This is a genomic window from Winogradskyella sp. PE311 (genome assembly GCF_046545555.1).
In the GTDB taxonomy this organism is placed as follows: domain Bacteria; phylum Bacteroidota; class Bacteroidia; order Flavobacteriales; family Flavobacteriaceae; genus Winogradskyella.
In genome coordinates this window covers 1743023-1755493 of the sequence record NZ_JBHZTH010000001.1, presented here as the reverse complement: position 1 = coordinate 1755493, position 12471 = coordinate 1743023, and the positions used below count along the sequence as shown (strand labels likewise).

Genomic DNA, 12471 nt, shown 5'->3' with positions numbered 1-12471 from the left:
TACACTATCGTCTTGAAAAAATCAATATTCCAGATGTAATTAAAGAGATTACAGTAGCAATTGTTGTAAGACTCGACACTGCTGTTTCTCCTGTACCAATCGATTTTTGTTTAAGAGGCTTTACATAAATAATATCATTAGGTTGAATAAAATAGTACGGAGATTTCATAACATTTATATCTGTTAAATCTAAATGGTGGATTTTCTGACCTTGAGGATATTGTCGTATAACCATCACATCTTTTTTATCGCCAGTAACTGGAATTTCACCAACATTCGCTATGGCTTCAAAAATATTTACACGTTCCCTAAAAAGGGTTACTGTACCAGGGGAAGCAACCTCACCATTTGCAGTATATCGCAAACCTGCTAATTTCACAGTTATGAAAATATTAGATGTTTCTTTAAATTGTTCATCTAATAATTTTGCTTTTATCTTTTCTTCTATTTCTGAAGCTGTAAACCCTAAAACATTCATATCACCCAAAACAGGAATTCTCACATTACCATGAATATCTACGGTAAATCCATCAAAATAAGCACGTTCGGCACTACTTGCATTAAGATTCCCTTCACCAATTGGATTAAAAATTTGAACATTGTCTTGATCCAAAACCTTAATTCTTATATTTAAAATATCATCAATCTGAATTCTATAGGGTTTCTGTACCTCTGTTAAATTGTTAGAAATTGTATCGTTAACAGAATTTTCTTTATTCTGTAAATAAATGGTGTCTTTGTGCGGAATACAAGAAGAGACTATTACACAACTGAAGATAATAATCAAAAGCCTGATGCTTCTCATAAATAAAATTAGGTGTTTACAGACAAATATAATGTATCAATAGCAATAACAAAACTATTAGGTTTCTTTTTGGTTTATTTCGTTCTTTGTAAAAATTTAACTGTGAATTATCTTAACGTAGAAAATATTTCAAAGTCTTATGGAGAATTAATCCTCTTCAAAGATTTATCATTTAGCATCCATAAAGACCAAAAAATAGCTTTTGTAGCTAAGAATGGAAGTGGAAAGACTTCAATTCTAAATATTTTGTCAGGAAAAGATTCTCCAGATAATGGGCAAATTGTAATTAGAAAAGGTTTAAGATTAGCATTTTTAGATCAAGAGCCAGATTTAGATGTTCAGTTAAGTATCGAAGAAACTATTTTTGCCTCAGAAATTCCTATACTTAAGATTATTGAAGCTTACGAAAATGCATTAAAAAATCCTGAAGATACAGAGGCTTATCAATTGGCCTTCGAAGCTATGGATAGAAATAATGCGTGGGAATTTGAAACACAATATCAACAAACTTTATCACAATTAAAACTAGATGATTTGTCTATTAAGGTTAAGACGCTTTCTGGTGGTCAGAAAAAACGTTTAGCACTTGCGCAAGCCTTATTAAGTAAACCAGATATACTAATTTTAGATGAACCAACAAATCATCTCGACTTAGAAATGATTGAGTGGTTAGAAGATTATTTTTCAAAAACACAACAAACTCTTTTTATGGTAACGCACGACCGTTATTTTTTAGAACGTGTTTGTAACGAAATAATAGAATTAGATCAAGGGCAACTTTACACTTATAAAGGAAATTATTCTTACTATTTAGAAAAAAAAGAAGCCAGAATAGAAAATGAAGCTACTGAGGTAGGAAAAGCTAAACAACTCTTTAAAAAAGAGCTAGAATGGATGCGTCGGCAACCTAAAGCGCGTACTACAAAATCTAAAAGTAGAATAGATGATTTTTCTGAAATAAAATCTAAAGCCCATAAGCGACGTAATGACCATCAGGTGCAGCTAGAAATTAATATGGAGCGTCTTGGTAGTAAAATAATTGAGTTTCATAGTGTAACTAAAGCATTTAAAGATAAAGCCATTTTAAACGGATTTGACTACACATTTAAAAAAGGAGAACGCATTGGTATTATTGGAAAAAATGGCACAGGAAAATCCACATTTTTAAACCTACTAACCCAAAGTCTACAACCCGATGGCGGTAAAATTATTATTGGTGAAACTGTTAAAATAGGTTACTACACACAAGGCGGTATAACAGTAAAACCCAACCAAAAAGTTATCGATGTAATTAAAGAGTTTGGTGATTATATTCCTTTAGCCAAAGGAAGGCAAATTAGTGCGCAACAACTTTTAGAACGCTTTCTATTTGATCGTAAAAAGCAATGGGACTTTGTTGAAAAACTAAGTGGTGGAGAACAAAAACGATTGTACTTGTGTACTGTATTAATTCAAAATCCAAATGTTTTAATCTTAGATGAGCCAACGAATGATTTAGATATTGTTACACTAAACGTTCTTGAAGATTTTTTAATGGATTTCCCAGGAGTTTTACTAGTCGTATCTCACGACCGCTACTTTATGGACAAGATTGTAGATCACTTATTTGTGTTTAGAGGAGAAGGTGTTGTAGATGATTTTCCTGGTAATTATTCAGATTTTAGAGCTTATGACGCAAGCCTACCTAAACAAATTGTAACTACCGTAAAAGATGATAACACAAAGGCTGTAAAGCAAAATGAAGCCAATAAACTTTCGTATAACGAGCAAAAGGAATATAAAAACTTAGAATCTAAAATAAGATCATTAGAATTTGATAAAACAGCTCTAGAGACTAAATTTAATAACCCAGAACTATCGCAAGACGAGATAAATAAACTATCTAATAAACTACAGGTGATTATTAATACTATCGAAGAAAAAGAAATGCGTTGGTTTGAGCTGTCAGAAAAAATAGAAGGATAAAATGTACCAACTTATTTCTTATATAAAATTCTTATTTCACGCTACCAATCAACATGGAGTGCATTCACCATTTATATATGATTTTGTTACAAAATGTCTTTATGACAAAGGAAAATACAAGGCTTACGAAAAATTAAAAGTTTATCGCAATAATTTAAAACACTCAAATAAAACTTTACAAGTTAATGATTTAGGGGAAGGCTCTAAAGTTTTACACGCTACAAAACGTAGTGTAAAAAAAATGATTAACACATCTAGTAGCTCTAAAAAGGAATCTCAACTTATTTATAAAACAGCAAGATACTTCAACTCAAAGGCAATATTAGAACTAGGTACTTCTTTAGGCATGGGAGCGTATGCTTTAGCACTTTCAAATAATGAATCTAAGGTAACTACTATAGAAGGCTGTCCAAACACTTCTAACTTCACTAAAAAACAGTTTAAAACTCTAAATATACATAACACGACTTTTTTAACAGGTGATTTTACAACCATTATCCCAAGATTAAAAGATGAAAGTTTTGATGTTATTTTTTTTGATGGCCATCATAATAAAGCAGCTACAATACAATATTTCGAATCTCTATTAACTAAAGCTAATAATGAAACAGTTTTTATTTTTGATGACATGTATTGGTCTAAAGGCATGACAGAAGCATGGCATTATATAAAGAATCATATAGCTGTAACTGTAACTGTAGATTGTTTTCATTTAGGATTTGTTTTTTTTAGAAAAGAACAAGCCAAAGAACATTTTAAAATTAGAGTGTAACAACCTTCTAATTTTAACGTCTTATTTGGTGAACTGACTTTTAAATTCTTTTATATTGCAGAGGATTTATACAACCAAGACTATTTAATTATGAGCGGCAACGTCATTGAAATTAGAAACATTATTAGAGATTTTAAATTAGGACAAGAAATTGTTCATGTTTTAAAAGGTATTGATTTAGATATTAAAACAGGAGAATATGTTGCCATAATGGGCCCATCTGGATCTGGTAAATCTACACTCATGAATTTATTAGGATGTTTAGATACACCTACAGCTGGCTCGTATAATTTAAATGGTAATGATGTAAGCCAAATGACTGATGATGAACTTGCTGAAATAAGAAATAAAGAAATTGGCTTTGTCTTTCAAACATTTAATTTATTGCCGAGAACAACTGCATTAGAAAATGTAGCTTTACCTATGATCTATGCAGGTGCTTCAAAAAAGCAACGTAGCGATAGAGCATCAGAAGTATTAACTGATGTTGGTTTAGCGGATCGTATGGATCATAAACCAAATCAACTTTCAGGTGGGCAGAGACAACGTGTCGCAGTAGGTAGAGCTTTAGTTAACAAACCTTCAATTATTTTAGCAGATGAGCCGACTGGTAATCTAGACTCTAAAACAGGAACCGAAATAATGGCTCTTTTTGACGAAATTCATGCTGCAGGAAATACAGTAATTATGGTAACTCACGAAGAAGAAATCGCTGCACACGCTAAACGTGTTATTCGTTTACGCGATGGTGTTATTGAGAGTGATACTTTTAACGAACAATAAGCCCCTGGATTTATTATTAGCCATCCAGTAATTGGTGCAGATTCCCCAGAGGGGAAAAGATTATATTTACTACAGCCTATAAATAGTTGATATTTTGCTTTAGGACTATGTTCCTAAGCAAGAAACTTCAAGCTTCATACTTCAAACTTCAAGCCATATTCATTAACTTTGTTAGCATGAAAGTATATACAAAAACAGGAGATAAAGGTACAACTGCACTTTTCGGAGGCACAAGAGTACCGAAACATCACATAAGAATAGAAAGTTATGGTACCATCGACGAACTTAACTCACATATTGGCTTAATAAGAGATCAAGATATTGACCAATTATACAAAAACACATTAATGGATATTCAGGATCGTTTGTTTACTGTTGGTGCAATTTTGGCTACGGACCCAGAAAAAGCCACGTTAAAAAATGGAAAAGACCGATTAAATATTCCTAAAATATCAAACGAAGATATTGAACGTTTAGAAAAAGGAATGGATCTTATGGAAGAAAGCTTACCACCAATGACGCACTTTGTATTACCTGGAGGTCATACAACAGTGTCATTCTGTCATATTGCACGTACTGTTTGCCGCAGAGCAGAGCGCTTAGCATCGCATCTTAATGACTTAGAACCGTTTCAACCCGAAACTTTGATGTACATTAATCGCCTTTCTGACTACCTTTTTGTATTGGCACGGAAGTTGTCATTAGATTTACAAGCAGAAGAGATAAAGTGGATTCCTAAAAAAGAATCGTAATTATTTTTCTCTTTGCGATTAGATCTTAGTAATGCAATATTTAGATCTAATTTGGTTAGAAGAGTACACGTTCTTTATATTAATGAATAATTAATTTAATTTTTTCTTGAATTTTTCAACTAAAAAATTATTTTTGCAAAAATTAAATTACACAAAGCAAATGTATTGGACATTAGAATTAGCATCTTATTTAAGTGATGCACCTTGGCCAGCAACAAAAGACGAGCTTATTGACTACGCAATTAGAACAGGAGCTCCCTTAGAAGTTGTTGAAAACTTACAAGCAATAGAAGACGAAGGAGATTCTTACGATTCTATTGAAGAAATTTGGCCAGATTATCCAACTGATGAAGATTACCTCTGGAATGAGGATGAATATTAACATATAATATAATCATAAATAAAGTCTCTTGTGTTATCGTAACTGAGAGACTTTTTTTATTTTCGAATACTTGCAATTCGAAACACAACCTAGACCTTAAAACCTAGGATTTATTACTAAAATTAAAATACAGGTTAATACTAAATAACCTTATCAAAACATAAAACATGGGCATATTAGATAAAGTACTGAAAGTTTTTGTTGGAGATAAATCTAAACAAGATGTCAGCGCTATAACACCAATTGTAGATCAAATAAAAACATTTGAGCAGGCGCTTGAAGCATTATCTCACGATGAACTTAGAGCTAAAACTACAGAATTTAAAAGTATAATAGCAGAAGCTAGAAAGCCACTTCTTGAAAGAAAGAATGAACTTTTAGCTAAAGCTGAGAATACAGAAGATATAGACGAGCGCGAAGATATCTATGTAGAGGCTGATAAGATTGAAGATGAAATCTATACAGTTACAGAAGATGTATTAAACACAATTTTACCTGAAGCTTTTGCTGTGGTTAAAGAAACGGCAAAACGTTTTGTGCATAATACCGAGATTCCGGTAACGGCTAGCGCGTTTGATAGAGAAGTATCTGGAGCTAAAGATTATGTAACCTTAAACGGTGACCAAGCCGTTTGGGCAAATTCTTGGGATGCTGCTGGTAAGCCAATTACTTGGGACATGATTCATTATGATGTGCAATTAATAGGTGGTATCGCGATGCACCAAGGTAAAATTGCTGAGATGCAAACTGGTGAAGGTAAAACTTTAGTAGCAACATTACCTGTATATTTAAATGCATTAGCAGGTAAAGGAGTACACTTAGTAACCGTAAATGACTACTTAGCTAAAAGAGATAGCGCATGGATGGCTCCAATTTTCGAATTCCATGGTATGAGCATCGATTGTATAGATTATCATACACCAAACTCAGATGCACGTCGCAAAGCTTACAACGCAGATATTACATACGGAACAAATAACGAATTTGGTTTCGATTACTTAAGAGATAATATGGCGCATTCGCCAGATGATTTAGTACAACGTCCTCACCATTATGCAATTGTAGATGAGATTGATTCTGTACTTGTCGATGATGCACGTACACCATTAATTATTTCTGGTCCTGTACCTAAAGGTGATGAGCACGAGTTTGATGCTTTAAAACCTAAGGTACAACAAATTGAAGATGTGCAGCGTAAGTATTTAGTTGGTGTTTTAGCTGAAGCTAAAAAACTAATTGCCGCGGGAGACACTAAAGAAGGTGGTTTTCAATTATTAAGAGCTTACAGAGGTATTCCAAAGAATAAAGCTTTAATTAAGTTCTTATCAGAAGAAGGTATAAAGCAACTACTTCAGAAAACCGAAAACTTCTACATGCAAGATAACAATAGAGAAATGCCTAAAGTAGATGCAGAACTTTATTATGTTATTGACGAAAAAAACAATCAAGTGGAATTATCTGATAAAGGAGTAGAATTCTTATCGGGTAAGGATAATCCAGACTTTTTTGTAATGCCAGAAATGGGTATGGAAATCGCTAAAATTGAAGCAAAGGGTTTGTCTTCTGAAGAAGAAGCAGAACTTAAAGAGATTTTATTTAGAGATTTTAATATTAAATCAGAGCGTATTCATACGCTTAACCAATTATTAAAAGCTTACGCCTTATTCGAAAAAGACAATCAATATGTTGTTATGGACAACAAAGTTATGATTGTAGATGAGCAAACGGGTCGTATTATGGATGGTCGTCGTTATTCAGATGGACTACACCAAGCTATTGAAGCTAAAGAAAATGTAAAGATTGAGGCTGCTACGCAAACTTTTGCAACAGTTACATTACAAAATTACTTTAGGATGTATCGTAAACTGTCTGGTATGACAGGTACAGCAGTTACGGAAGCAGGTGAATTCTGGGAAATCTACAAATTAGATGTCGTCGAGATACCAACCAACAGACCAATAGCCAGAGATGATAGAGATGATCTAGTTTATAAAACAAAGCGCGAAAAATACAATGCTGTAATTGACGAAGTAACAGCGCTCTCTGAAGCGGGAAGACCTGTTTTAATTGGTACAACTAATGTAGAGATTTCTGAGCTATTAGGAAAAATGTTGAGTATTCGCAAAATAGACCACAATGTATTAAATGCAAAACAACATAAAAAAGAAGCAGATATTGTAGCACAAGCTGGTAATGCTGGGCAGGTTACGATTGCTACTAACATGGCAGGTCGAGGAACAGATATTAAACTAAGTGATGGAGTTAAGGCTGCAGGTGGTTTAGCCATCGTTGGCACAGAGCGCCACGATTCGCGTCGTGTCGATAGACAATTACGTGGTAGAGCAGGTCGACAAGGTGATCCAGGAAGTTCACAATTCTATGTGTCTTTAGAAGATAACCTGATGCGTTTATTTGGTTCTGAGCGTATTGCAAAGATGATGGACAAAATGGGCTTAAAAGAAGGAGAAGTGATTCAACACGGAATGATTTCTAAATCGATTGAGCGAGCACAGAAAAAAGTAGAAGAAAATCAATTTGGTGTTCGTAAACGTTTATTAGAGTATGATGATGTAATGAACGCACAACGTGAAGTCGTTTATAAACGTCGTCGTAATGCCTTACAAGGAGAACGTCTTCGTGTAGATTTAGCAAACATGATATTCGATACCTCTGAAGGTATTGCAATAAATAACAAAGATGCTAACGATTATAAAAACTTTGAGTTTGAACTTATTCGTTATTTCTCAATGTCTTCGCCTATTTCTGAAGCTGAATTCGGAAAAATGGGAGAGCAAGAAATTGCAGGAGTCATTTATAAAGCAGCTTTTAAAAACTATCGGGAAAAAATGCAACGTGCTGCAGATTTAGCATTCCCTGTTATTGAAAATGTATACAACACACAACGCGATAAATTTAAGCGTATCGTTGTGCCATTTACGGATGGAGTAAAGAATCTTCAAGTTGTTACCGACTTAGAAAAAGCGTACGAAACTAAAGGCACACAACTGATTAATGATTTTGAAAAGAACATTACTCTTGCCATCGTAGATGATGCTTGGAAAGTACATTTGCGTAAAATGGACGAATTAAAGCAGTCTGTGCAGTTAGCTGTGCACGAGCAAAAAGATCCTTTATTAATTTATAAGTTTGAGTCTTTTGAGCTTTTTAAAGCAATGATTGACCAAGTTAATAAAGATGTAATATCCTTCTTATTTAAGGGTGAAATTCCACAGGAAACAACAAATAATATACAAGAAGCAAAACGTCGTAAACAAGAGAAGTTACAAACTCAAAAAGACGAAATTCCTAATATGGATGAGCGTGCTGCGCAAAACAGAGCAGCAGGCGAAGGAGCTTCTCGTCATCAACAAGTTGTAGAAACTATTGTTAGAGAACAACCTAAAATTGGTCGTAATGACAGAGTAACTATTAAGCATGTAATGAGTGGTGAAGCTAAAGAAGTGAAATATAAGCAGGCTATTCCATTAATACAAAAAGGAGAATGGGTACTTGTTGAGTAGTGCAACTCCTGTAAAGACAGTAAATTAAATATTCAGAGCTACTTACCTGAAAAATAAATCTAAAAATTCCTGATAGAACTAGTCAGGATTTTTTATATATAATTGCGAAGGAAAAGATCAAATCTCTTGATCCCAAATTTTAAAAAATAAAGTAACTAGTTTTTAGTAACTTTAAATCTATAAATTCAAATTCATGAAACATATTATCACAGCATTTGTTTTTGCAGGACTATTAATATCGTGTAATTCATCTGACAAAACCAAAACGATAATTGAAACATCTACTGAAACAGAAATTGTAGCCGAACTTGCGTCAGATAATAGCGATATACAATTACAACCTATTGACACAGATAAAGCTCTAATTACAACAGCTTTAATGTCTGCACCAGAAGCAAATAGAGCTGGCTGTAAAGTCATTGGCTATAATATGGCAGGTGAATTTGTAACACTTAGAGAAGGAAATAACGAATTTATTGTACTAGCAGATGACCCTAAGAAAGACGGTTTTAGTGCAGCATGTTACCATAAAGATTTAGATCCTTTTATGGCAAGAGGGCGCGCTTTAAAAGCAGAAGGAAAAAAGCATCAAGAAATATTTGATATTCGCGAAGCTGAAGTAAAATCAGGTAAATTAAAAATACCTACAGGTGCAACCTTACATATTTATTATGGACAAAATACACTATACAATCCAGAAACCTTAAAAGTAGAAGGAGCAAAACTACGTTATGTAGTTTATATGCCTTTTGCAACATCAGAATCTACAGGTTTACCATCAGCTCCTTATGCTTCTAACCACCCTTGGATAATGAATCCTGGAACGCACAGAGCCCATATAATGATTTCGCCTTTGGCAGAGGATGATAAATAGTTTATAATTCAAACTAGCTAAAGTAAATCCTGATGAATATCATCAGGCTTTTTTTTTAATGAATTGATTATGAGAGGTTAAATTAAGATAATTTCTAATTCAAACAATTTCATTTTAAAATTTCCGTTCCATATAAACACTTTTAAACCAACCACATGCGACTATTTATCACCCTCTTCTATCTATGTTTATCATTATCAATGTTTGCTCAAAGACCACCTATTAAAGATTTACCTGCTATTAGTCTAGAGGAGGCTGGTTTTAATAATGACTCCATCAGTGCGTTAGCTAGAGCTATGGATAATTTTAAACACAAGGACTTTAGAGGTATGATGGTCATTAAAGATCATAAAGCTGTAATGGAATGGTATTACAGTAGTACACAAAGAAAGACAATTAACGATATACGCTCTGCAGGTAAAAGTATTACGGCATTACTATTAGGTGTTGCTATGGAAAAAGGCCTAGTGGATAGTTTAGAACAAGATGTGCATTCCTTTTTCTCAAAAGAAAAGTATCCTTCTTTAAATGACGATTATAAAAAAGTAAAGCTAAAGCACCTACTCGATATGGCATCTGGTTTAGATGCTGACTCAGACGATTGGAATACTAAAGGTAATGCTGGTAAATGGATAGGAAAAGACAACTGGATAGATTTTATTTTAAGTGTGCCATTAGCTTATAGACCAGGCGAAAAATGGATTTACGCAGATATAAATGCTGTACTAATTGGTGCTATTATAGAAGAAACCTCTGGTATGAGTCTACGGGATTTTGCTATAAAACACGTTTTTAAACCTTTAAGAGTTACAGAATATTATTGGTTTACTAACGCTTCAAACCAAACTGGTGCGGCAGGCAACTTGTATTTGAGCACTTTAGATTTGGCTAAACTTGGAGTTTTAGTTGCCAACAAAGGCAAATGGCTTAATAAACAAATAGTAAAAGAAGATTATATTACAAAGCTTATAGAACACAAAGTGTATGATTTCCCAGATTGGAAAAGTGTCAATTCTTATGGTATGTTTTGGTATAAAAACCAACTCACTGTTAACGGCAAAGAATTTGATTATCTCTTTGCATCTGGTTACGGTGGAAATCACTTGGTCGTTGTACCAGAAAAAAAATTAGTTATTTCATTAATTTCAACAGCATACGGACAGCCCTACATGCACTCAAGATCTTTCTTTATCTTAAAAAAGTTACTTGGTGCTTTAGAATAATTTTCTAACCTGAAATCTATAAATCAAAAAGGACAAAAATTGGTATTTAAAAACGCCTATATTTTAGTAATTTTAGATTGATGAAAATAAAAGAAATAACAATTTTATTCTTTCTTAGTTTAAGTATTATAAACTGTTATCAGAATGAAAAAAAAATCCCTAAAGAAGAAGCAAAAGACAACCAAATAATCTGCACAAACAAAGAATGCAAAGGCACCTACGTAGGCAAAGAATTTATTGACAGCTCAGACATAGCACACCAATTCTCTAATACTATGTCTGCAAAAGTTGGAGACCAATTAAAAGAACTGTATAGATCTGGTGATTACTCTAGAGTAGATTTTAAAAGTATTAGAATGCGCACAGAAGGTATGGGAAGTGGTAATGTGTCTTATACGCTATCAATTCCATTTATAGCTGTTAAAGAAAAATGCGAGGCTTACACAGCGTTTGATCATGTTGGTGGTTGGAACCACGCTCCTGCTCTTTCGCAACGAAAAGTTCAATTACAAAGTGTCTTGTTGCCAAATCAGCAATTAGATATTAGTAACTTAAAAACTACAAAAGAAGGTTTGCAAGAATATTGGATACAATGGCGACATAAATTTTTACAGGCAGAATGTGAGTAAATCCTTTAATTGTAAAATTCTAAACTAAAATTAAATGCCAAAAAAGAAATCCAAGAAAAAGAGAGAACGTCTTAATTATAAACTAATGGCATCATTAGGCGGCTTATTTCATGTGGCCGTTTACTTATTAATCGATAAAACCTTTTATAATCATACTCTTTTTTGGGGAAGTATTTTTGTTTGTGGCTTAATTTTCGGGGTTTACTTCATTATTAAACTTAAATTAAATAAAAATGAAACTTATCATAAACTTGAAGGCTCCAAACTACAGTTATATATAGCCTCTATGAGTTTAATTATGATACTTGGTGCTACTCTTATTTTTGGAAACATAATTAATGGTAGTATATTGGTAATTAATTATATAGGGAAGAATAAATTATCATATACTGAAGAATATAAAATTGAAAAATTAGTACGTTATAAAAGTGGTGGAAATAAAAAAATTAGACGTAATAATCCAAAAGTATATATACAGAAAGATAACAGTGAAAGAAACTTTCTATTACCTGAGCGCTATAATACAATAATAGATTATTCGGAATATAGATCTATTGACTTAATGTTAACCAACGGTTTATTTGGTTTTGAAATTATTCAAGATTACAAATTAAAAAAATGAAGTCAATAGTTCTTTCTGCTCCTAACTATTCTTATCAATAAAAAAATATATAAAAACCAAAATCTAATAGCATGGTTGCAAGACTATTACATTTTATTCTATTATTTATGTAATAAATTTTCAGGATATCTTAAATCATAATT

The 12471-nt window shown here is 32.9% G+C and carries 11 protein-coding genes; 10 read left to right on the top strand and 1 reads right to left on the bottom strand.

Annotation, left to right across the window (positions count from 1 at the left end):
- Positions 1–4 precede the first annotated feature (4 nt).
- Positions 5–787, bottom strand: a complete 783-nt coding sequence (locus ACFWU4_RS07480; protein WP_411126390.1) for a polysaccharide biosynthesis/export family protein — start codon at positions 785–787, stop codon at positions 5–7.
- Between the two features lie 120 nt (positions 788–907).
- On the opposite strand from ACFWU4_RS07480, the gene ACFWU4_RS07475 reads away from it, so the two are divergent.
- From ACFWU4_RS07475 to ACFWU4_RS07430, 10 genes are all read left to right on the top strand, one after another.
- A complete protein-coding gene (locus ACFWU4_RS07475) occupies positions 908–2770 on the top strand; it encodes an ABC-F family ATP-binding cassette domain-containing protein (protein WP_411126388.1) in 1863 nt (620 codons plus the stop codon).
- Position 2771: 1 nt separating this feature from the next.
- Complete coding sequence (locus ACFWU4_RS07470; RefSeq protein ID WP_411126386.1) at positions 2772–3542, top strand: O-methyltransferase; 771 nt, start codon at positions 2772–2774, stop codon at positions 3540–3542.
- 90 nt (positions 3543–3632) lie between these two features.
- Entirely contained in the window at positions 3633–4325 is a 693-nt protein-coding gene (locus ACFWU4_RS07465; protein ID WP_411126384.1) for an ABC transporter ATP-binding protein, read from the top strand.
- 176 nt (positions 4326–4501) lie between these two features.
- Entirely contained in the window at positions 4502–5077 is a 576-nt protein-coding gene (locus tag ACFWU4_RS07460) for a cob(I)yrinic acid a,c-diamide adenosyltransferase (protein WP_411126382.1), read from the top strand.
- Positions 5078–5237: 160 nt separating this feature from the next.
- Positions 5238–5459: a DUF2795 domain-containing protein gene (locus ACFWU4_RS07455; protein ID WP_008272287.1), complete on the top strand. Its 222-nt coding sequence runs from the start codon at positions 5238–5240 to the stop codon at positions 5457–5459.
- A 167-nt stretch (positions 5460–5626) separates the two neighbouring features.
- Entirely contained in the window at positions 5627–8980 is a 3354-nt protein-coding gene (gene secA / locus ACFWU4_RS07450) for a preprotein translocase subunit SecA (RefSeq protein ID WP_411126380.1), read from the top strand.
- Between the two features lie 193 nt (positions 8981–9173).
- Complete coding sequence (locus ACFWU4_RS07445; RefSeq protein ID WP_411126378.1) at positions 9174–9854, top strand: hypothetical protein; 681 nt, start codon at positions 9174–9176, stop codon at positions 9852–9854.
- 155 nt (positions 9855–10009) lie between these two features.
- Positions 10010–11077, top strand: coding sequence for a serine hydrolase domain-containing protein (locus tag ACFWU4_RS07440; RefSeq protein ID WP_411126376.1), 1068 nt, complete (start codon positions 10010–10012; stop codon positions 11075–11077).
- 80 nt (positions 11078–11157) lie between these two features.
- A complete protein-coding gene (locus tag ACFWU4_RS07435; RefSeq protein WP_411126374.1) occupies positions 11158–11706 on the top strand; it encodes a hypothetical protein in 549 nt (182 codons plus the stop codon).
- Between the two features lie 34 nt (positions 11707–11740).
- Positions 11741–12328 carry a hypothetical protein gene (locus tag ACFWU4_RS07430; RefSeq protein WP_411126372.1) on the top strand — a complete coding sequence of 196 codons (588 nt, stop codon included), beginning with the start codon at positions 11741–11743 and terminating at the stop codon, positions 12326–12328.
- Positions 12329–12471 lie beyond the last annotated feature (143 nt).